Source organism: Caballeronia sp. LZ019, from assembly GCF_031450825.1.
Taxonomy (GTDB): domain Bacteria; phylum Pseudomonadota; class Gammaproteobacteria; order Burkholderiales; family Burkholderiaceae; genus Caballeronia.
In genome coordinates this window covers 684,683-706,768 of the sequence record NZ_JARTVZ010000005.1, presented here as the reverse complement: position 1 = coordinate 706,768, position 22,086 = coordinate 684,683, and the positions used below count along the sequence as shown (strand labels likewise).

The following is a 22,086-nucleotide window of genomic DNA, read 5'->3' as shown; positions in this document are numbered from 1 at the left end:
CAACACGAGACAGCCATGAAGATCGCCATTGCCGGGGCGTCGGGCCGCATGGGCCGGATGCTGATCGAAACCGTTCTCAACGATTCCAATGCGCAACTCGTCGGCGCGCTCGACCGTCCGGGCGTCGAACAGCTCGGTCAGGACGCCGGCGCGTTTCTCGGCAAGAACACGGGCGTCAAGCTGACCGACGACATCGAGCGCGTGTTCGCCGATGCCGACTACCTGATCGACTTCACGCGTCCCGAAGGCACGCTCGCGCATCTCGAGGCGGCGCTGCGCCACAACGTGAAGATGGTCATCGGCACGACGGGCTTTTCGGACGAGCAGAAGGCGCAACTGAAGCAGGCGGGCGAGAGGATCGGCGTGGTGTTCGCGCCGAACATGAGCGTCGGCGTGAACGTCACGCTGAAGCTGCTCGAATATGCGGCGAAGCATTTCGCGCAAGGCTACGACATCGAGGTCATCGAGGCGCATCACCGGCACAAGGTCGACGCGCCGTCCGGCACCGCGCTCGCAATGGGCGAGGTCGTCGCGAAGGCGCTCGGCCGCGATCTGAAAGACTGCGCCGTCTACGCGCGCGAAGGCGTGACCGGCGAGCGCGATCCGTTGACCATCGGTTTCTCGGCGATTCGTGGCGGGGATATCGTCGGGGATCACACGGTGCTGTTCGCGGGCATCGGCGAGCGCGTCGAGATCACGCATAAGTCGGCGAGCCGGTTGTCGTATGCGCAGGGCGCGTTGCGCGCAGTGCAGTTCCTCGAATCGCACGAGACCGGCTTCTTCGATATGCAGGACGTGCTCGGCCTGCGCTGATCGACCTGGCTCGGCGTCGGTCGGCGCAAGCGACTTTCGCGGCACAGCGGGGCATGCGCTGCGCACGCGATCCGGCTCGATCATCTGCACATGCCGTTCCCGGCCGTCACCGCGACGGCATCCCAGCGCATTCATCGTTGCACGGCCACGCCCGTCAACCGCCCGGCGCCCGTCCCGAACGAAGCGCCGCTCCGACCGCAAACGCTCGCGCGCAAGGCTTGACCGCCGATCCGCGCGCGCCAGTACGAACGAACCCGACGGTATAATCGCCCTTTGCCCGTCCGGTGCGCCCGCAAGGTCGGGCAGCCCGCATTCCCGACGAAGACCGAAGTCGAAAGCGAACGCCACGCGGCAACGCGTGCGCAGCCGTGGCAGTTGCCGAGGTCCGTTCCCAGCATTCGCTCCAAGCCAGACACACACCATGCACGATAAATACGTACCCGCCGACGTCGAATCCGCCGCGCAGAGCAACTGGCGCGCGAACGACGTCTACCGGACGACCGAGACGTTGACTAAACCCAAGTTCTATTGCGTCTCGATGCTGCCGTATCCGTCGGGCAAGCTGCACATGGGCCACGTGCGCAACTACACGATCAACGACGTGATGTACCGCTATCTGCGCATGAACGGTCACAACACGCTGATGCCGATGGGCTGGGACGCGTTCGGCATGCCCGCCGAGAATGCAGCGATGGCGAACGGCGTGCCGCCCGCGAAGTGGACCTACGACAACATCGCGTACATGAAGAAGCAGATGCAGTCGATGGGCCTCGCCATCGACTGGTCGCGCGAAGTCGCCACCTGCTCGCCCGAGTACTACAAGTGGAACCAGTGGCTGTTCCTGAAGATGCTGGAGAAGGGCATCGCGTACAAGAAGACGGGCACGGTGAACTGGGACCCGATCGATCAGACGGTGCTCGCGAACGAGCAAGTTATCGACGGGCGCGGCTGGCGCTCGGGCGCGCTCGTGGAAAAGCGCGAAATCCCGATGTACTACCTGCGCATCACCGATTACGCGGATCAATTGCTCGACGATCTCGAAGGCCTCGGCTGGCCCGAGCGCGTCAAGATCATGCAGCAGAACTGGATCGGCAAGAGCTTCGGCGTGAACTTTGGGTTCCCGTACGAAATCGACGGCGAATCCAAGCTCTTGCGCGTGTTCACCACGCGCGCCGACACGATCATGGGCGTCACCTTCGCGGCGATCGCGGCGGAGCATCCGCTCGCCACGCGTCTTGCGCGCGACAATGCCGAGTTGCAGGCGTTCATCGAGGAATGCAAGCGCGGCGGCGTTGCCGAAGCAGATGTCGCCACGATGGAAAAGAAGGGCCTGCCCACGGGCTTCTTCATCACGCATCCGCTGACGGACGAGAAAGTGGAAGTGTGGATCGGCAACTACGTGCTGATGTCCTACGGCGAGGGCGCGGTGATGGGCGTGCCGTCGCACGATGAGCGCGACTTCGCGTTCGCGAAAAAATACGGCCTGGCCATCAAACAGGTCGTTGCCGTCGAAGGCAAGACGTACTCGACCGACGCGTGGGAAGAGTGGTACGGCGACAAGACCGCGGGCCGCCTCATCAACAGCGGCAAGTACGACGGCATGACGACGGAACAAGCCATTGACGCGATCGCCGCCGATCTGAAGGCAAAGGGCTTCGGCGACAAGCAGATCACATGGCGTCTGCGCGACTGGGGCATTTCGCGCCAGCGCTACTGGGGCACGCCGATCCCGATCATTCACTGCCCGAGCTGCGGCGACGTGCCGGTGCCCGAGGAGGATTTGCCCGTCGTGCTGCCGGAAGACCTCGTGCCGGACGGCACGGGCAATCCGCTCGCGAAGTCGGAAGCATTCCTGAACTGCACGTGCCCGAAGTGCGGCGCGGCGGCGAAGCGCGAAACCGACACGATGGACACCTTCGTCGATTCATCCTGGTACTTCTCGCGCTACAGCGCGCCGGACGCCGCGACGATGGTCGACGAGCGCACCGACTACTGGATGCCGATGGACCAGTACATCGGCGGGATCGAGCACGCGATCCTTCACCTCTTGTACTCGCGTTTCTGGACGAAAGTCATGCGCGACATGGGCCTCGTCAAGTTCGGCGAGCCGGCGAAGAACCTGCTCACGCAGGGCATGGTGCTCAACGAGACGTTCTATCGCGAAGACGCGAGCGGCAAGAAGACCTGGTACAACCCGCTCGACGTCACGGTGTCGCACGACGACAAGGGCCGCCCGGTCGGCGCGACGCTCATCGCCGACGGTCAGCCGGTCGTGCTCGGCGGCGTCGAGAAGATGTCGAAGTCGAAGAACAATGGCGTCGATCCGCAGACGCTCATCGATCAGTACGGCGCGGATACGGCGCGTCTCTTCGTGATGTTCGCCGCGCCGCCGGAGCAATCGCTCGAATGGTCGGGCGCGGGCGTGGAAGGCGCGAGCCGCTTCCTGCGCCGCGTGTGGCACTTTGGTCACGACAACGCCGATGCGCTGCGCCAGCACGGCAAGCTCGATGCATCGACGCTCAGCGACGCCGACAAGACGCTGCGCCGCGAAATCTACAGCGTGCTCAAGCAAGCGGATTTCGACTACGGCCGTCTGCAGTACAACACGGTCGTGTCCGCCGCGATGAAGATGCTCAACGCGCTGGAAGGCGCGAAGAACAGCAGCGCCGGCGTGCTGAACGAAACCTTCGGCGTGCTGCTGCGCGTGCTGTATCCGGTCGTGCCGCATATCACGTTCCAGTTGTGGACGGAGCTCGGCTATGCGGATGTCTTCGGTCCGCTGCTCGACGCGCCCTGGCCGAAGGTCGACGAAGCCGCGCTCGAACAATCGGAAATCGAGCTCGTGCTGCAGGTGAACGGCAAGGTGCGCGGCGCGCTGACGGTGCCGAAGGCGGCATCGCGCGAGGACATCGAAAAAGCCGCCGTGGCGCACGAGATGTTCGAGAAGTTCGCGGAGGGCCGCGCGCCGAAGAAGGTCGTCGTGGTGCCGGGGCGTCTCGTGAACGTCGTCGTCTGATGGCTGAAGCCAGGGGAGTGAGTGTGACGGAGACTTCTACGCCGCGAGCCCGCATGCGCCGGCGCTCGTTTCTCGCGCTTCTGGGCGGGGCTGTCGCGCTGTCCGCGTGCGGCTTCCAGTTGCGCGGCCAGCAGGACTACGCGTTCAAGCGCCTCGCGGTTTCTGGCGGCGCGCCGCAGATGGTCGCGCGCCTCGAACGCCTGGTGCAGGGCGGCAGCGACACGGTGATCGTCAAGGGCTGGGAAAAGCCCGACGCCACGCTCTTTCTTTCCGAAGGGCAGGGCCTGGGTACGCTGAGCCTGAACTCGCAGGGCGTCGTGCAGGAATACGAGCTGACTTACAGCCTGGCTTACTCGCTGATCGGCGCGGACGGGACGGTGCTGATTCCGCAAAGCGTGATCGCGCTGAACCGCGCGATGACCTATAGCGACCAGTACACGCTCGCCAAGTCGCAGGAAGCAACACTGCTCTACAACGACATGCGGATCGACGCGGTCGATCAGCTGACACGCCGCCTCGCGGTCGTCCGTTCACTGCATCCGTCGCCGAGCGAGCAGACGCCGGGCATCGCGCCGCGTGCGCCGCTGCCGACGCCGCCGCTCTGATCGCGGGCGGTCATCGGTCTATCGTTCATCATGCAACTGAAGCTCGATGCGCTCGAAGCGCACCTCGCCAAAGGCCTGAAGGGGCTCTACGTCGTATATGGCGACGAGCACCTGCTCGCGCAGGAAGCGTGCGACCGCATCCGGGCGACGGCGCGTGCGGCCGGCTTCACCGATCGCACGGTGTTTACCGTCGAGCGCGGGTTCGACTGGAGCGCGCTCATCGGGGCGACGCAGTCGATGTCGCTGTTCGGCGACCGTCAGTTGATCGAGCTGCGCATTCCCACGGGCAAGCCGGGCAAGGAAGGCGCGGAAGCGCTGAAGATGCTCGCCGCCGCCGACAACCCCGACGTCGTCACGCTCGTCACCCTGCCGCGTCTCGATTCGGCGACGCAGAAATCCGCGTGGTTCACGGCGCTGAGCGGCCCCGGCGTCGCGCTGAAGATCGATCCGGTCGAGCGCGCGCAATTGCCGATGTGGGTCGGCCAGCGCTTGTCGCAGCAAGGCCAGCGCGTTGCGCCGGGCGAGGAAGGGCGGCGCGCGCTGGTTTTCATCGCGGAGAGAGTCGAGGGCAATTTGCTCGCCGCCCATCAGGAAATTCAGAAGCTCGGCTTGCTCTATCCGCAAGGCGTGCTGAGCTTCGAGCAGATCCATGACGCCGTGCTGAACGTGGCGCGCTACGACGTCTTCAAGCTCAACGAGGCGATGCTCACCGGCGATGTCGGCCGCCTGTCGCGTATCCTCGACGGCCTCAAGGGCGAGGGCGAAGCGGCGGTGCTCGTGCTGTGGGCGCTCGTCGAAGAAGTGCGGACGCTGCTGCGCATCAAGCGTGGCGTGGCGTCCGGCAAGCCGCTCGCGACGCTGCTGCGCGAGAACCGCGTGTGGGGTCCGCGCGAACGGCTGATCGGACCGGCGCTTTCGCGCGTGACGGAAGAGGCGCTCGAAAAGGCGCTGTCGCTGGCGGCGCGGCTGGATCGGCAAGTCAAGGGACTCTCGGGCAGCGCGGGCAAACGCGGCAGCGAACCGCCGCCCGATCCGTGGGCCGGCATGTTCGAGCTCGCGATGGCTGTCGCGCAGGGCGGCCCGCCATCGAAATCTGCGGCGGCCGCCCCGGCACGACCGCGTCGCTGAACGCTTCACGGCTTAGAATGAGTGTTTCAGCGTTCGGCCTTCATGCGCCGGATGCGCTTTTCCATCGCGCTGATGCCACGCCTCAGCGACGCCGCGCGAGGCGCGGAACCGGCAGACGGAATGACCCAGATGAACATCGACCAATACATGACCGACCTCGGCCGCCGCGCCCGTGCGGCGTCGCGCGCGATGGCGCGGGCGTCGACGGCGGCGAAGAACGAGGCGCTCGTCGCGGTGGCGAATGCGATCGAGCGCGAACGCGATGCGCTGAAAACAGCCAATGCGCGCGACCTCGCGCGGGCGCGCGAGAAGGGCCACGACGCGGCGTTCATCGACCGCCTCACGCTCTCCGACAAGGCGCTGAACACGATGATCGAAGGCTTGCGGCAAGTCGCGTCGCTGGCGGATCCGATCGGTGAAATCAGCGGGCTGAAGTATCGGCCGACCGGCATCCAGGTCGGCCAGATGCGCGTTCCGCTCGGCGTGATCGGCATCATCTACGAATCGCGGCCCAACGTGACCATCGACGCCGCGGCGCTCTGCCTCAAGTCCGGTAACGCGACAATTCTGCGCGGCGGTTCGGAGGCGCTCGAATGCAACACGGCGCTGGCAAAGCTGATCGGCGAGGGGCTGCAGGCGGCCGGGCTGCCGCAGGACGCGGTGCAGGTCGTCGAGACGGCGGATCGCGCGGCGGTCGGCACGCTCATTACCATGACCGAGTTCGTGGACGTCATCGTGCCGCGCGGCGGCAAGAGCCTGATCGCGCGGCTGATGGAGGAATCGCGCGTGCCGATGATCAAGCATCTCGACGGCATCTGCCACGTGTACGTCGATGACCGCGCCGATCTGACGAAAGCGGCGGCAATCTGCGACAACGCGAAGACGCATCGTTACGGCACATGCAACACGATGGAAACGCTGCTGGTCGCGCGGGGCATCGCAGGCGAAGCGCTGCCGTTGCTGGCGCGCGCGTTCCAGGCGAAGGACGTGGAATTGCGTGTGGACGCCGAAGCGCGCGCGGTGCTGGAAGCCTCGCAAATCGGCTCGCTGGTGGACGCGACGGAAGCCGATTGGAGCACGGAATATCTGGCGCCGGTGCTGGCCGTGAAGATCGTCGGCGACATGGACGAAGCCATCGCGCACATCAACGCCTACGGGTCGCATCACACGGACGCGATCGTCACCGAAGATCACGACCGCGCAATGCGCTTCCTCCGCGAAGTGGATTCCGCGAGCGTGATGGTCAACGCATCGACGCGTTTCGCCGACGGCTTCGAATTCGGTCTCGGCGCGGAAATCGGCATCTCGAACGACAAGCTGCACGCGCGCGGGCCGGTCGGGCTCGAAGGGCTGACATCGCTGAAATATGTCGTGCTCGGGCACGGCGAAGTGCGGCAGTAAGGCAAGCGATGCTCTGGATCAAATCGCTGCATATCGTGCTGATCGCGTCGTGGTTTGCCGGACTGTTCTATCTGCCGCGCATCTTCGTCAACCTCGCGATGGAGAAAGACGCCGCTGCAACCGCCCGTCTGCTGCTGATGGCAAGAAAGCTGTTTCGCTTCATGACCTTCATCGCGGTGCCCGCGCTGGCCTGCGGGCTGTGGCTGTGGCTCGGCGTCGGCATCGGACGCGGACAGGGCTGGCTGCATGCCAAGCTCGCAATCGTCGTGCTGCTTATCGTTTATCACGGTTATTGCGGGCGACTGCTGCGCACGTTTGCGCGCGGCGAGAACACGCGCTCGGACAAGTGGTATCGCCTGTACAACGAGCTGCCCGTGCTCGGGCTGCTCGGCGCGACCCTGCTCGTGGTGATCAAGCCCTTCTAGGAGACGCGTGTTCGGCCTTCTGCTTCTCGACGAGGCCGAGCACCATCTCGCCAAAGACTTCGGGGCGTCCTTCGAAGAAGCGTTGCACGACGTTCTTCTCGAGCATGTACCTGCGCAGGGATTCGCGTTCCTCCCGATTGTTCGCGAGCCTCACTGCGGCTTCGACGTATTCCTCTTTCGTATCCGCCACCAGCCAGCCGGGCATGTAGGCGCGCATGAACATCGCGCCGTCGATGCGCTCGAACACCTCCCGCCCGGTCTTGCAGACCCCCGGCAGTCCGACCGTGAAGGCATCCACGATGCCGTTCGTGTTGCCGAACGGGAAAGGGCTCAGGAACATGTCCATGTCGTTCAGCATTCGCATGTAATCGGGATACGGGTGGAATCCGTGAATGGTGAATGCCCCGTCTGGAATCATCTCGGCCAGCACGCGCTGAAGATGATTGAGTGCCAGGACGTCGCCGGCGCTGTCGAAAAAGTGCAATTGGACGTGCGGAGCGCATCGGGCGATCTGTCCGCAGGCTTCGATGAAGCGCGGGTTCAGTTTCATCAGGCTCGACGCGATCGCGACATGCAAGCACGCCGGATCGCGCGGGCGACGCGCGCCGATCGGCTCCAGCCTCGCCGACGGCGCGTAGGGCTGTCCGTCCTTCGGCAACAGCAAGAGCTTCTCGCTGAAGCATGATGCATCGCCGACATAATCCTCCTCGACGCTCACGTAATCGATGCAGTCCGAGCGCGTCGTGGCTGGGTGCCCGAGGCCGGCGATCTGCAGCGGCGCGATTCGCAGATTCGACATGAAGATGCTCATTGCGCTCATGCCGACGCTCGGCATATAAAACACGTCCGGCCGCTCTGACAGCGCGAAATCGCGAATTACGCCGACACTCGCCGGCACGTTTCCGCTTTCGGGCAACTCGTAGACGCGATCGAACACGCGCCGTTCTTCATCGCCGATAGCGCTGGCGGAACAGAGGGCGACGGTCTCGAAACGTTCACGAGCGGCAATCAACGTGCGAGAGTGCGTGGGGACGATCGAGTGTCCGCCCGTGAACGCTTCCGGAAAAACGAGCATCAGCGGCCGCTTGCGGGCCGGGCCGTCCGGCGGGCTGGCGGGGAGGTTCGTGAGTCCATACTCTGCCAGCTTGTTACGGACGAGCACGTTGATGCTTCGTTTGACATCGTGCCGCCGCAGAACATCGCCGTAGCTGCAATGCATATAGAGCGCCCACGTCGCGGCGACATCCACTTCGAGCAGGTTGACGATTTCCGACATTGCATCCGGCAACCATTCGAGCATGGCGTTGCGACGCGCGTACGCCCGTTCGCTGCCGGGATACGATTCCGCGGCGATCGCCATGCCGAGTGTGGCTGCTGCGCGGTGGTCGAAATTCCACATCTGCGCGAGATCGAGCGGCAAGTCCCACTCGGAACTGAAGACGAGCGTGAGCTTTCGCGCGGCATCTTCGGGAGCGCGCGAGCGTTCGTTTTGAATCGATGCGATCAGCGAACGCGCGACGCCTTCGCCGTTCCGTTGCACATCGGCCGTGAAGATCCGCCAGATAAGCGCGCGCAACGGCAGCAACCTCTGCCAGCGTGCATCCGTCAGCGTGAATTCGGGATGCGCGAACATCGCCGAGAGCGCGGCCGCCGCGCGGCTGACGAACCGATGGAAGCGCTCGCCGTCCTGAGGCGGCGCCGCCATCAGTTCCGCCGGATCAATGAATGGCTTCTTTCGAAGCACTGCCTGCAATTCGAAAACGAGGCTGATCGCTTCATCGAACTGTTTGTCATGAACGCGCGATTCAAGCCGTTCCAGCGAAAAAGCGTGACTCATTTCGATACCCGGCCGCCTGTTGCGTGTGGCATGTGACTGTTGCATGCGATTCGGCGCCCGTTCGCACCGCGGCGGCTTCGAATCGTTGTCCGTGGGATTATCAACCGCCGACTCGCCGGCTTTCCAGCACGTCCTTCGCTTCAGCCAGTTTTTCGGCCAGTTGCGGCCCGCGCGCGAGCGCGAGCCCCACCGCGAGAATGTCGCCAATGGCCAGATGCGAAACGCGCGATGTCATCGGCGAAAAAATGTCCGTGTCCTCATCGACGTTCGCAAAAAGCCCCACCGTCGCGATGCGCGCGAGCGGCGAGTTGCCGTGCGTGATCGCGATGACCTTCGCGCCGCCGTTGAGCGCGGACTTGCACGCGTCGAGAATGTCCTTCGTGCGTCCCGTGTTGGAAATCGCGACGACGACATCTCCTTCGCGCAACAATGCAGCCGACGTCGTGTACGTGTGCGGATCGGCGTAGGCGACCGACGGCACGCCGAGGCGGAAGAATTTGTGCTGCACGTCGAGCGCGGCGATGCCCGAGCCGCCCGCGCCATAGAACTCGATTCGGCGAGCGTCCGACAGGATTGCGATCGCCGCCGCGACGCTGTCCGACGACAGGCTGTTGCGCACGGCAATCAGCGCGCCGATGGTCCGGTCCAGCACCTTCGCGGCGACACCCGCAGCGGGTTCGTCGCTACGTACGTCGCGGTAAACCGTGGGAACGTCTCCTGCGACGCTCTGCGCGAGCCGAATCTTGAATTCGCGGAAGCCCGAGAAGCCGAGCGCCTGACAGAACCGAGCGATGGTCGGCTGGCTGACGCCGACGCGCGCGGCGAAGTCCGTCATCGACAGGTCGAGCACTTCGCGCGGCGCTTCGAGCACGTAATCGGCCAGCTTGCGCTCGGAGGGGCGCAACTGCTCGCGCATCGCTTCGACTTGGGACAGCAACATCGTAAAACTCGCCTATGCTGGAAATTGGAGCGACTATAGCGGATGGCTGTGCGTGTACAAATACTACATGACGCGTGGAGGCGATCTAAGGGATTTTCCGGAAGGCGCATCGTATGGAGCAGGTCGCCATGCGACCGCTTAACGAGGCTGGCTCGGTCCGCGTTGTCATCATGTAGTTTTTCTACTAACATTCGCCAGACGGCACTGACAATAAAATGACGCAGCCGCCGTTCCTCGCGATGTCCAACCCCCCAACTCGACGGCAGGCGCGCCGGAGTGAGACGAAGGAGTGTCAATGATTTCCCCGCATCCGCAACTCAGGAAAGTCACCGACCGCGTGATCGAGCGCAGTAAAGCGACGCGCGCGGCGTATCTCGCGCGCATCGACGCCGCGCACGGCAAGTTTCCGGCGCGCGGCGCGCTGTCCTGCGCGAACCTCGCACACGGTTTCGCGGGCCTCGAAGGTCAGGAGAAGTTCGCGATCAAGGCGGTGCGCGAGCCGAACATCGGCATCGTGTCGTCGTATAACGAGATGCTTTCGGCGCACGCGCCGTACAGGAGCTTTCCGGACATCATCAAGCAGGCTGCGCGCGAACACGGCGGTATCGCCCAGTTCGCGGGCGGCGTCCCAGCCATGTGCGACGGCATCACGCAAGGCAACGCGGGCATGGAGCTGTCGCTGTTCTCGCGCGAAGTCATCGCGATGAGTACGGCCGTCGCGCTGACGCACAACATGTTCGACGCGGCGCTGTGTCTCGGCGTTTGCGACAAGATCGTGCCGGGACTCGCCATCGGCGCTTTGCAGTTCGGCCATCTGCCGACCATCTTCGTTCCCGCCGGTCCGATGACGAGCGGCCTCACCAACGACGAAAAAGCGAAGGTGCGGCAGGAATTCGCGACGGGCAAGTGCGACCGCAACGCGCTGCTCGAAGCCGAGGCCGCTGCGTATCACGGCCACGGCACCTGCACGTTCTACGGCACGGCCAACAGCAATCAGATGCTGATGGAAGTCATGGGCCTGCATCTTCCCAGCGCGGCCTTCGTGCATCCGCACACGCCGCTGCGCGATGCACTCACCGCCGAAGCCGCGCGCCGCGTGCTCGATATCACGCTCGAGCGCGGCAATTACACGCCGATTGGCCACGTGGTGGACGAGAAGGCGATCGTGAACGGCATCGTCGCGCTGCTGGCGACGGGCGGATCGACGAATCACACGCTGCATCTGGTGGCGATTGCGCGGGCTGCGGGCATCGTCATCGACTGGAACGATTTCGACGAACTGTCTCAGGCCGTGCCGCTGCTAGCGAAAATCTACCCGAACGGCAAAGCCGATGTGAACCACTTCCACGCGGCGGGCGGCGTGGCGTTTCTGGTGCGCAATCTGCTCGAAGGCGGCCTGCTGCATGAGGACGTGCAGACGGTGGTCGGGCGGGGGCTGTCGCTCTACACGAAGGAGCCGAAGCTCATCGAGGGCAAGCTGCAATGGGTTGACGGCGCCGCTGAAAGTCACGACACGAAGGTGCTGCGCGGTATCGGCGAGCCGTTCCAGCCGGACGGTGGCCTGCGGCTGATGCAAGGCAAGCTCGGGCGCGGCGTCATCAAGATTTCGGCGGTCGCGCCGGAACATCGCGTGGTGAAGGCGCCGGCTATCGTATTCAATTCGCAGGAAGAAGTGCAGGCTGCGTTCGACAAGGGCGAACTGAAGCGTGATTTCGTCGCGGTCGTGCGCTTTCAGGGCGCGCGCGCGAACGGAATGCCGGAGCTGCATCGGTTGACGCCGCTTCTCGGGGTGTTGCAGGATCAGGGTTTTCATGTCGCGCTCGTGACGGACGGCCGCATGTCCGGCGCGTCGGGCAAGGTGCCGGCGGTCATCCACGTTTCGCCCGAGGCGCTGCTGCAAGGTCCGCTCGGCAAGGTTCGCACAGGCGACATGCTCGTGATCGACGCCCCGGCGGGCGTCCTCGACATCGACATCGACGCGAACGAGTGGGCGTCGCGCGAAGTCGCCGCGCCGGTGAATCAGGCGGAGAACGAGGCCGGCTTCGGGCGTGAGCTGTTCGGCGTGTTCCGTCGCGCCGCGTCGCCGGCCGAAGAGGGCGCATCCGTCTTCGGCGCGATGATCGGCGAGACGGCGGCATCGACGCACGACGAGGCTTCGCATCATTCCCATGCCGCGCAACATGCCTCCCGCGCGCCGGCTTCCGTGTGACGCCCGGGCGCAAGGAGAGCGGCCAACCCCACACGAACCCGCGGACCGACGCGTAGTCGCCCGCATACAACAGGAGTCGCATCAATGAAAACGGTGAGCGAAATCGTGCGCCTGGGACCGGTGATTCCGGTGCTGGCTTTCGATTCGGTGGAGCAGGGCGAACAGGTATCGCGCGCGTTGCACGCGGGCGGCGTGAAGGTGCTGGAAATCACGCTGCGCACGGCGGCGGGCATCGGGGCCATCGAGCGCGCGAGCCAGCTCGCGGAGGATATCGTCGTGGGCGTCGGCACCATCACCAAGCCGGAGCACTGCGAGCAGGCCAGGAAGGCGGGCGCGAAGTTCGGCGTGTCGCCCGGTCTGACGAAGGACATGCACCAGGCCGCGCAAGACGCCGGGCTGCCGCTGTTGCCGGGCGTGATGACGCCGAGCGACATCATCAGCGCGATGGAACTCGGATATGAAATCGTCAAGTTCTTCCCGGCGCAGCAGGCGGGCGGCATTCCGATGCTGCAGGCGTTCCACGGGCCGTTTCCGAATCTGAAGTTCTGTCCGACGGGCGGCATCACGGCGGAGACCGCGTCGAGCTTTCTCGCGCAGCCGAACGTCGTTTGCGTCGGCGGTTCCTGGCTCACGCCGAAGGCAGCGGTCAACGCTCAGAACTGGGAAGAAGTCACGCGGCTCGCGCGTGCCGCCAGCGAACTGGCGCAGTTGAAGTAACTCCTCTCAGGCACGCGGCCTTCTGCGCCGCGCGCCTTTTTCTCCTGCAGTGCCGTCTGGCGCTTCCGGCGATACCATCACGAAGCCGCACCCATCGCATTCTCTCTTTCGCGACCGAAGGCTCCAGTCCTTCAGGACGCACGTCTCAAAATGGCCTGCTTTTCGCGTCGAGAAATAAAATAAGAAAACGACGAATCATAAATTCAGTAAGAAATATCCGGTTCGACTGAGCGATAAGAACAATCTCATTAAATCTCCGTTTGCTGTTAATTCTGGACGTTCTTCTATATATTCAAGCTCATACCGTTTAGTGAAGCACGTCGCGCTCGTTGGCAGAGACGTTACTATCCGTCCCCGTGTCGAAGGCGCCGCTGGCTCGGGCTCCGGCCAATACACCGTGCTTTCATTTCACCTCGCGCAATTCTGTTTATTCGGGAAATCAATTCGGTGGCTATTCGAATCGGAATTACAGTCGTAACGCATCAAGGGCAAAACATCTGGCAGAACGGTCTGGGCCAGAATGTGGTCTTCCTTGCGGAGGCGCTTCAGAAGCTGCCTTTCGTTGAAACAATTTCACTGATCGATGTCGGCGATCAAAACGCGTTGCCTCCGCAAGTCGATATGGCGGCGAAGGGCTTGCGCATCATGCGTACGCAGGATGCCACGGACGCTGTCGATGTCGTCTTCGAAATGGGCGGCACGCTGGACACGCAGTGGCTCGATCTCATGCGAGCCCGAGGCAAGAAAGTCGTCTTCTATTGTTGCGGCCAACCGTACGTGGGCCTCGTCGAGCCGCCGGTTTTCGAGAAGCCGGTCCATACCATCCGGCCGGACCGCTACGACGAAATCTGGCTGATGCACAAAGACCGCCTCTCGATTCCGATGATGCGTACGCTGCATCGCTGCGACGTCCATCTGATTCCGTTCATCTGGCACCCGCAGTTTCTCGAAAACCGCATCGCGGAAGTCAACGAGCACGGTCTGCAATTCGGCTACCAGCCGCGTACCGACGCGTCGATGAAACGGGATCAGAAACCGCAGGGCTTTCGCGTGGGGATATTCGAACCGAACATTTCGGTTGTCAAAGCGTCGAGCATTCCCATGTTGATCTGCGAAGAGGCATACCGCGCCGATCAGTCGAGCGTTTCGGCCATGCACGCGCTTAATACGCTGCACATGAAGGATCACCCGACGCTCGTTCACCTGGCCAATTCACTCGATGTCGTGAAGGCAGGCAAGGCCACGTTTCATGGCCGCCATGACATCGCTGGCTTCATGGCGCAGTTTGCCGACGCGGTCGTGTCGCACCAATGGGGCAACGACCAGAACTATCTGTATCCCGACGCGCTGTACGGCGGCTATCCGCTGATACACAACTCGCCGTGGCTCGACGCCGGTTACTACTACCCCAATTTCGATGCTCAGGAGGGCGGGCGCCAGTTGCTGCGCGCCACTCGTGAGCACGATGCGTCGCTTGCCGATTATCGGGCGCGGGCGCAGCGAGTCATCGACTCAGTGAATCCATTCAATCAAGCGAATCTCGATATTTTCGCGGATCGGTTGCTGCATGTTTGTAATAACGGCGAGGCGAAAGTCGGCGTATGACGAACCAATCGAAATCCCGTATGCCGGAACGGATCAATGTCGGCGTGTCCATCTTCATCCGCAAGGGCGAGCAGTCGCTGTGGGAGAACGGCATCTTCCAGAATTGCCTGTACCTCGTAATGCTGCTCAAGCGTTCGCCGCGCGTTAAAGCCACGTATCTCGTGATGGGCGGCGGCGATGGCGGCCCGCAGGACGCCGAGCGCTTTCTCCAGGATTCGCCAGCGCCGCTGATCGACATGGAAACCGCGTTGCCGAAGCTCGACGTGATGATCGAAATGAGCGCGCAGCTCAATCGTGAATGGTCGATCAAGTTCAAGGAGCGTGGCGGAAAGATCATCACGATGCGCGTCGGCAATGACTATGTCATCGATATCGAGCGCATGATCTTCAATCTGCAGCACGCGCTCCTGATCTCGGGCGCGCCTTACGACGAAGTGTGGACGCTTCCCGAGTACGAGAACAGCTGCGCGCCATACTTCGAAACGCTGTTCCGCGCGCCGGTCAAGCTGATGCCTCACCTGTGGAGTCCGGTGGTTCTGGACCGCGAAGCCGCGAAGCTGCCGGACGGCAGAAAGTTCGGCTATGAGCCTGGCCGTCCCGCTGGCGCATCGGCATCTTCGAGCCGAACGTCTGCATGGTCAAGACCAGCTTTATCCCGATGCTTTGCTGCGAGGCGGCGCATCGCGAGAACCCGGACATGATCGAGCGCATGTACGCGTTCAACACCTTCAAGCTGAAGGAGCATGTGGCTTTCGCGGGGTTCGCACAGAGCCTCAACCTCGTGAAACACGGGCTCGGCTCCTTCGAGGGACGTTTCCCATTCGCGCAGATCGTGCCGGCGTCGGTGGACGCAGTGGTCTGCCATCACTGGGAGAACCCCCAGAACTACGTGTATTACGAGGCGCTGTACGGCGGCTATCCGCTCGTTCACAACTCGCATCTGATTGGCGACTGCGGCTATCGATATCACGATTTCGACTGTGAAGAGGGTGGCAGGGCATTGCGACGCGCATTCGCCACGCACGACGAGAACCTCGACAGTTATCGCGCGACCGCAAAAGCGTTCCTGCATACGCTCGATCCGGAAAACGAGCAGAACGTGCGGATCTACACGCAAGCACTCGAAGCGGTCTACGCGAGAAGATGACGACGGACTCAAGGTCTTTGAGTCGAAGTATTGGAGTATTGAGCGATGAAAAAGCTACGCATCGGCATCACAATCGGGCTGCATCACGAAGCCGAAACGTTATGGAATAACGGCATCAAGCAGAATGCAGTGTTTCTGGCCGAGGCACTTAAGAACTGTCCGAATGTGGCGAGCGTCTCGCTCGTGAATACCACGCATGTCCCTATCACGGACAAACTGCCCTGGGATTTGAAAAGATGGCCCACGGTCACGTTCGATGACATCAAGGACAACGTCGATGTGCTGATCGAACTCGGGGGACAGATCGATCCCGCAGCGACGGACTACCTCAAGCAGCGCGCAGCACGGCTCGTGTCTTACTGCTGCGGGTTCGAATACGTGCATGCGATGGAGTCGGTCATTTTCTGCAAGCCGAGTTTCGGCGAGCACTTGTTCGTCAACCAGCGGTACGACGCCATCCGGATGATTCCGCAGGTTGCGAACATCAGTCAGGGTTATTTCGAAGTGCTGCGCCGTCAGACCGCGCAAGTGGTGCCGTTTATCTGGAGCCCCATTTTCCTGAACGCGCGCACCGCAGCCCTGCCGCACTCGGGCGAATATCAGCGCCGCGCCGGCCCTCGCCGGCTGAGCGTGATGGAGCCGAATATCAACGTCGTCAAGTTCTGTCTCTATCCGACGATGATCGCGGAACTGGCGTACCGGGCGCGGCCGGACGCCATCGAGTTGCTGCAGGTGACGAACGCGCAGCATCTCGCCATCGACTGCAAGGAATTCATCTCGCTGATGAATCAGCTCGACATCGTGCGGCAGCATAAAGCTGTTTTCTTGGGCCGCTTCGATACGCCGACCTTTCTGGCTGAGCGCACGGACATTGTCGTTTCGCACCAGTGGGAAAATCCGCTGAACTACTTCTATGTGGAAGTGTGCTGGCAGGGCTATCCGCTCGTTCACAACGCGACATTGTGTCCCGATCTCGGTTATTACTATCAGGCCAACGACCTGAACGAGGGCGCGCGCAGGCTGCTCCAGGCGGTCGAAGAACACGACGTGCAACTGGAGCAATATCGCGAAAAGCAGCGTCCGAGAATCGCTCGCTTTCTCCCGGAAAGTGATGCCTTGATCCGCGACTATTCAACTTTGCTGGACTCTTTGCTGCAAAGACCCATTCGTTAATCTTTTTCCGCATTTTCAGCTAATCAGAATTGACGGGCGGTCCTTTGGACCGCCCGTTCTCATTTGCGTGGGACCATATTTTTTCGGCGCGGTCTCCGGACGCGTCGCGCGCTTCCACTTGTATGGCCGACAGATTCAGTCGTTGCTCGACTTGCTTCTCCTTCCATATAAAACCATCAAATGAAATGCGAATTTTCCTCAAAAAGACGAAAACCCGATTTCGTATTTCGCCACCGAGTTTCCTTCTTTTTAGGACGTGTCCGCTTCATCGCTGGCAGATGGACGAATATTCTATGCCGTGGTCAGAAGGTCTTTCCTTTTTGTTTTTTGTAAAAGACGCTCGTTTTTTGGGTCAATTCGGTTTATGAACAAGTCATACCGCAGTATTTGGAATGAGAAAGTAGGGACGTTCGTCGCCGTCGCGGAAACCGCGATGGCGCGAGGAAAGAGGAGCACCGAGGGAACGACGCCTGGTTCAGACGCGGACGGAGAAACTTCGGCGCAACTCGGTCGGCAGCGTTCCGTTTCCGCCATGGGCCCGCTTGCAGCGGGCGTAGGCGCGTCTGTCGCAATGCTGTTGGGTGGTATGCCGAGCGCCTGGGCGGCGCCAAGTATTGCAACTTGCACCCCCACCAACGCCTACTACTTCACGAACGCTGGCGGAAGTATTCAGGGGATTGCTAGTGGCAACGCAACCTATAACCAGATCTGCGGAACGTCTGGTCCCTTGTCGACCTCGGTCTCCACGGGCAACGAGCATCAACTCGCTGTCGACGAGCGTCAACTCGCTGTCGGCGTCGACCTCGACGGGCATCAGCTCGCTGTCGACCGGTATGAACTCGCTGTCGGCTTCGATCTCGACGGGCATCAACTCGCTGTCGACCGGTATGAACTCGCTGTCGGCTTCGACTTCGACGGGCATCAACTCGCTGTCGACCGGTATGAACTCGCTGTCGGCTTCGACCTCGACGAGCATCAACTCGCTGTCGACGGGCATGGACGCGCTGGCCGCCGCGGTCCAAAACGTGGAAGCTGTTGACAGTCCGCTGTTCAAGGCCGATGGCATTCGCACAGACTTAGCTGGAATCAACGAGATGTCGAAACTTCTTATTGCGGTAATCGTCGCCGCCGGGCTGGCGTCGGCCTGCACAACCGATACGAGCATGACCTATACGGCTCGAAAGCTGGATATCGCCGGGCAGCAGCAATCCGCCTATCGCGTGACGTGCTCGGGCGTATTCGAGTCGCAGAAATCGTGTATGTCGAAGGCTTCGCAGATCTGCAAAGATCGGCAGGTCATCGCTGTCCAGGCCTTGGACAATCCTCAGCTCAGGCCGGGCGGAAGCAGCGCACGCCAATTCGATTTCGCATGCGGCGGCTGACACCATCTGAGCTGGCGGCCTGAGGCCTCACAATGAATCGAGCCATCGCGGCTCGCGCTGTACGCAAGAAACCGATGTTCAATCGAACATCGGTTTTTTTCATTGGTGTCCCGCTTGCACGCACGCCCCGCACTGCGCGAATGGCCGCGGGAAACCGTGTTTCTCCGCGATTGTTCTCGCTTGCAAGTAGAATTCCGTTGCCCGGTGTCATGCGTGCGCTGACGCCACGTTTGCGGCGTCGCAGTGTCAACGGTCAATGCACACATAGCCCACAGAATTCTCAACAAAATCAAGGAGGCGTCATGCCAGCCGTCCACGGGAGCATGTTGCTGCTCTACGCGGTGATCGCGATCGCGGTTCTGATCCTGATGATTACCCGCTTCAAGGTTTATCCGTTTCTCGTTCTTCTGATCGTTTCCCTGTTGCTCGGCCTCGCCGTCGGCATGCCGATGGACAAGATCGTCAAGGCGTTCGAAACAGGTAATGGCAATACGCTCGGACACATTGCCGTCGTTGTCGGTCTGGGAACGATGCTCGGCAAGATGATGGCCGAATCCGGCGGCGCCGAGCGGATCGCCAATACGCTCATCAATCTGTTCGGTGAGAAGAACATCCATTGGGCGATGATGGTCGTTGCGATCATCGTCGGCTTGCCGGTGTTCTTCGAAGTCGGCTTCGTGCTGCTGATTCCGATCGCGTTCAACGTCGCGCGCCGCACCGGGAAGTCGCTGCTGGTGATCGGATTGCCGATGGTCGCCGGTCTTTCCGTCGTGCACGGCCTGATTCCGCCGCACCCCGCCGCGCTGCTCGCAGTCCAGGCGTATCACGCGGATATCGGCAAGACGATCGCCTACGGCCTGATCATCGGTGTGCCGACGGCCATCGTCGCAGGGCCGCTCTTCGCTTTGTTGATCCACCGATACATCAAGCTGCCGGACGCGAACGCGCTGGCCGACCAGTTCGTGCAGAAGCACGGCGACAGCGCGGCGAAGCGCGAACTGCCGAGTTTCGGCATCACGCTGTTCACGATTCTGTTGCCGGTTATCCTGATGCTGATCGGGAGCTGGGCCGACCTCGTCTTCACGCCGAAAACGCTGCCGAACGATCTGCTGCGCTTCATCGGGCAGTCGGATATCGCGCTGTTGATCGCGGTCCTGGTCAGCTTCTGGACCTTCGGCGCGAAGCAAGGCTTCAATCGCGAGCAGATTCAGAAGTTCTGCGGCGACTGTCTGGCGCCGATCGCCGGCATTACGCTGATCGTCGGCGCCGGCGGCGGCTTCGGGCAAGTGCTTCGTGACAGCGGAATCTCACAGCAGATCGTCGCGACGGCAACGCAGGCGAGCCTGTCGCCGCTGTTGCTCGGCTGGTTCGTCGCCGCGCTGATCCGCCTCGCAACCGGCTCGGCCACGGTCGCGATGACGACCGCGTGCGGCATCGTCGCGCCGATCGCATCGGCGGCGGGCGGCCATGTCAGCCCGGAACTGCTCGTGCTCGCGACAGGCTCGGGTTCGCTGATCTTCTCGCACGTGAACGACGGCGGCTTCTGGCTGATCAAAGAGTATTTCGGGATGACGGTGGGGCAGACGTTCAAGACGTGGTCGCTGCTCGAAACCATCATCTCGCTCATGGGACTGGGGTTGACCCTCGCAATGTCGACGGTCGTGTAAGGAGAATTCGATGATTCTGATCGCGATGGGCGTCTCGGGCGCCGGCAAGTCTCTGATCGGTGAATTGCTGGCGGAACGCCTGCACTGTCCGTTCACCGACGGCGACGCTTTTCACAGCGCCGCGAACAAGGAGAAGATGCATCACGGCATCCCTCTGACCGATGAAGACCGCTGGCCGTGGCTCAAGACGATCCGCGCGGCGATCGAGGAAAAGCAGCGGGCAGGGGAGACGGCCGTCTTCACGTGCTCGTCGCTGAAGCGCTCGTATCGTGACGTGCTGCGCGCCGGCGACCAGGACGTGTGCTTCATCTATCTCAAAGGCACGATGGACGTGTTGCGCGAACGTCTCGGCCACCGCACCGGCCATTTCTTCGATCCGTCGCTGCTGCAAAGCCAGCTTGATACGCTCGAGGAACCGGGCGAGGACGAAGCGATCACGGAGAGCATCGAGCTCACGCCCGAGCAGATCGTCGATAACGTGATGGAAAAGCTGAAGACGCGGTAGAAAGCAAAAAGCCCCGAGAAATTCGGGGCTTTTTGCTTCACGCGACGTTCGAAGCGATTTCAGGCGATGCGCTTCGCCAGTTCGACCGCTTTGCCGATATACGTTGCCGGCGTCATATCGAGCAGCAACTGCTTTGCATCGGCCGGAATCGCGAGGCCGTTGATGAACGCCTGCAACGCATCGCGCGTGATGCCCTTGCCGCGTGTCAGTTCCTTCAATTGCTCATACGGATTCTCGATGCCATAGCGGCGCATCACCGTCTGAACCGGCTCCGCGAGCACTTCCCAGCAATTGTCGAGATCTTCGTTCAGGCGCGCTGCATTCACTTCGAGCTTGTCCAGACCGCGGATCAGCGCGTCGTAAGCCAGCAGCGAATAGCCGAACGCCACGCCGATGTTGCGCAGCACGGTCGAGTCCGTCAGATCGCGTTGCCAGCGCGAAATCGGCAGCTTGTCGGCGAGATGGCGCAGCGTCGCATTGGCGAGGCCCAGGTTCCCCTCCGAGTTTTCGAAGTCGATCGGGTTGACCTTGTGCGGCATCGTCAACGAGCCGATTTCGCCTGCCTTCGTGCGTTGCTTGAAGTAGCCGAGCGAAATATAGCCCCACACGTCGCGGTCGAGGTCGAGCAGGATGGTGTTCGCGCGCGCGACGGCATCGAACAGTTCGGCCATGTAATCGTGCGGCTCGATCTGGATCGTGTACGGATTGAACGTAAGCTTCAGCCGGTTCTCGACGACATCCTTCGAGAACGCTTCCCAGTCGAACTCCGGATATGCCGACAGATGCGCGTTGTAGTTGCCGACTGCGCCGTTCATCTTGCCGAGCAGCGGCACGTGCGCGACGCGCTCGATCGCCCGCGACAGACGCGCCGCGACGTTGGCGATTTCCTTGCCGAGCGTCGTCGGGCTGGCAGGCTGACCGTGCGTGCGGGAAAGCATCGGCTGTTCGGCGTGCGTGTGCGCGAGCTTCACGAGACGCTCGTGCACGGAACGCAGCGCCGGCAGCATTACGCGCTCACGCGCGCCCGCGAGCATCAGTCCGTGCGACGTGTTGTTGATGTCTTCCGACGTGCACGCGAAGTGGATGAACTCGCTCGCGCGCTCCAGTTCCGGCTGGCCCTTGACCGATTCCTTGAGCCAGTATTCGACCGCCTTCACGTCGTGGTTCGTGACGCGCTCGATATCCTTGATGCGCGCCGCGTCGTGTGCGGTGAAGCGCTCGGCCAGTGCCAGCAGGAACTGCTCCGAGGCATCAGAGAAGCGCGGCACTTCCGCGAAGCCGGCGCGCGACAACGCGATCAGCCAGTGAATCTCGACCGTCACGCGATGGCGCATGAAAGCGGCTTCGGAAAGCCAGTCACGCAGAGCTTCGGTCTTAGCGGCGTAACGGCCGTCGAGCGGCGAAAGCGCGGTGAGCGCAAAGAGGGTATCGGGACGGGTATCGGACATGATGGCGTGTCGGCTGCCGCTTGCGGCTGGAAGGAAAAGACGGGAGAACCGCGCATTTTACCATCGGA

Annotated in this window: 16 protein-coding genes and 2 pseudogenes; 15 read left to right on the top strand and 3 right to left on the bottom strand. The window is 62.3% G+C overall.

Annotation, left to right across the window (positions count from 1 at the left end):
• Nucleotides 1-15 precede the first annotated feature (15 nt).
• The 6 genes from dapB to P9255_RS16620 all read left to right on the top strand — a co-directional run bounded on the left by dapB (nt 16) and on the right by P9255_RS16620 (nt 7,388).
• A complete protein-coding gene (dapB, locus tag P9255_RS16645) occupies nt 16-813 on the top strand; it encodes a 4-hydroxy-tetrahydrodipicolinate reductase (protein ID WP_309790117.1) in 798 nt (265 codons plus the stop codon).
• A 421-nt stretch (nt 814-1,234) separates the two neighbouring features.
• Nucleotides 1,235-3,829, top strand: a complete 2,595-nt coding sequence (gene leuS, locus P9255_RS16640; RefSeq protein WP_309790116.1) for a leucine--tRNA ligase — start codon at nt 1,235-1,237, stop codon at nt 3,827-3,829.
• A gap of 53 nt (nt 3,830-3,882) precedes the next feature.
• Nucleotides 3,883-4,434: an LPS assembly lipoprotein LptE gene (gene lptE, locus P9255_RS16635; RefSeq protein WP_309765405.1), complete on the top strand. Its 552-nt coding sequence runs from the start codon at nt 3,883-3,885 to the stop codon at nt 4,432-4,434.
• A gap of 30 nt (nt 4,435-4,464) precedes the next feature.
• The gene (holA, locus tag P9255_RS16630; protein WP_309790115.1) at nt 4,465-5,562 is read left to right on the top strand and encodes a DNA polymerase III subunit delta; all 1,098 of its coding nucleotides are present in this window, start codon (nt 4,465-4,467) and stop codon (nt 5,560-5,562) included.
• 129 nt (nt 5,563-5,691) lie between these two features.
• Complete coding sequence (locus P9255_RS16625; protein ID WP_309790114.1) at nt 5,692-6,963, top strand: glutamate-5-semialdehyde dehydrogenase; 1,272 nt, start codon at nt 5,692-5,694, stop codon at nt 6,961-6,963.
• 8 nt (nt 6,964-6,971) lie between these two features.
• Nucleotides 6,972-7,388, top strand: a complete 417-nt coding sequence (locus P9255_RS16620; protein ID WP_309764085.1) for a CopD family protein — start codon at nt 6,972-6,974, stop codon at nt 7,386-7,388.
• On the opposite strand, the gene P9255_RS16615 is transcribed toward P9255_RS16620, so the two are convergent.
• Both P9255_RS16615 and P9255_RS16610 read right to left on the bottom strand, forming a co-directional pair.
• Entirely contained in the window at nt 7,375-9,270 is a 1,896-nt protein-coding gene (locus tag P9255_RS16615; protein WP_309790113.1) for a glycosyl transferase family 1, read from the bottom strand. The two genes, P9255_RS16620 and P9255_RS16615, sit on opposite strands and share 14 nt — an antisense overlap.
• Nucleotides 9,271-9,325: 55 nt before the next feature.
• Entirely contained in the window at nt 9,326-10,165 is an 840-nt protein-coding gene (locus P9255_RS16610) for a MurR/RpiR family transcriptional regulator (protein WP_309790112.1), read from the bottom strand.
• Between the two features lie 295 nt (nt 10,166-10,460).
• Between P9255_RS16610 and edd the strand changes: the two genes are divergently transcribed.
• The 9 genes and pseudogenes from edd to P9255_RS16565 all read left to right on the top strand — a co-directional run bounded on the left by edd (nt 10,461) and on the right by P9255_RS16565 (nt 20,570).
• Nucleotides 10,461-12,374 (top strand): phosphogluconate dehydratase, encoded by a 1,914-nt coding sequence (gene edd, locus P9255_RS16605; protein WP_309764089.1) that lies wholly within the window; start codon nt 10,461-10,463, stop codon nt 12,372-12,374.
• A gap of 84 nt (nt 12,375-12,458) precedes the next feature.
• Nucleotides 12,459-13,091 carry a bifunctional 4-hydroxy-2-oxoglutarate aldolase/2-dehydro-3-deoxy-phosphogluconate aldolase gene (eda, locus tag P9255_RS16600; RefSeq protein WP_309790111.1) on the top strand — a complete coding sequence of 211 codons (633 nt, stop codon included), beginning with the start codon at nt 12,459-12,461 and terminating at the stop codon, nt 13,089-13,091.
• 447 nt (nt 13,092-13,538) lie between these two features.
• A complete protein-coding gene (locus P9255_RS16595; protein WP_404980363.1) occupies nt 13,539-14,696 on the top strand; it encodes a DUF2827 domain-containing protein in 1,158 nt (385 codons plus the stop codon).
• Nucleotides 14,693-15,843 (top strand): annotated as a pseudogene (locus tag P9255_RS16590) (DUF2827 domain-containing protein). The gene P9255_RS16595 and the pseudogene P9255_RS16590 overlap by 4 nt, the downstream one beginning before the upstream one ends.
• 45 nt (nt 15,844-15,888) lie before the next feature.
• Nucleotides 15,889-17,016, top strand: a complete 1,128-nt coding sequence (locus tag P9255_RS16585) for a DUF2827 domain-containing protein (RefSeq protein WP_309790110.1) — start codon at nt 15,889-15,891, stop codon at nt 17,014-17,016.
• Nucleotides 17,017-17,380: 364 nt separating this feature from the next.
• A pseudogene (locus tag P9255_RS16580) lies at nt 17,381-17,479 on the top strand (ESPR domain-containing protein); the annotation flags it as partial.
• A 370-nt stretch (nt 17,480-17,849) separates the two neighbouring features.
• Nucleotides 17,850-18,398, top strand: coding sequence for a hypothetical protein (locus P9255_RS16575; RefSeq protein ID WP_309790811.1), 549 nt, complete (start codon nt 17,850-17,852; stop codon nt 18,396-18,398).
• A 302-nt stretch (nt 18,399-18,700) separates the two neighbouring features.
• Nucleotides 18,701-20,065, top strand: a complete 1,365-nt coding sequence (locus P9255_RS16570) for a GntP family permease (protein ID WP_309790109.1) — start codon at nt 18,701-18,703, stop codon at nt 20,063-20,065.
• A 10-nt stretch (nt 20,066-20,075) separates the two neighbouring features.
• Entirely contained in the window at nt 20,076-20,570 is a 495-nt protein-coding gene (locus P9255_RS16565) for a gluconokinase (RefSeq protein ID WP_309764098.1), read from the top strand.
• Between the two features lie 59 nt (nt 20,571-20,629).
• Here P9255_RS16565 and purB read toward each other — a convergent pair whose 3' ends face one another.
• Nucleotides 20,630-22,018, bottom strand: coding sequence for an adenylosuccinate lyase (gene purB / locus P9255_RS16560; RefSeq protein ID WP_309790108.1), 1,389 nt, complete (start codon nt 22,016-22,018; stop codon nt 20,630-20,632).
• Nucleotides 22,019-22,086: the final 68 nt, after the last annotated feature.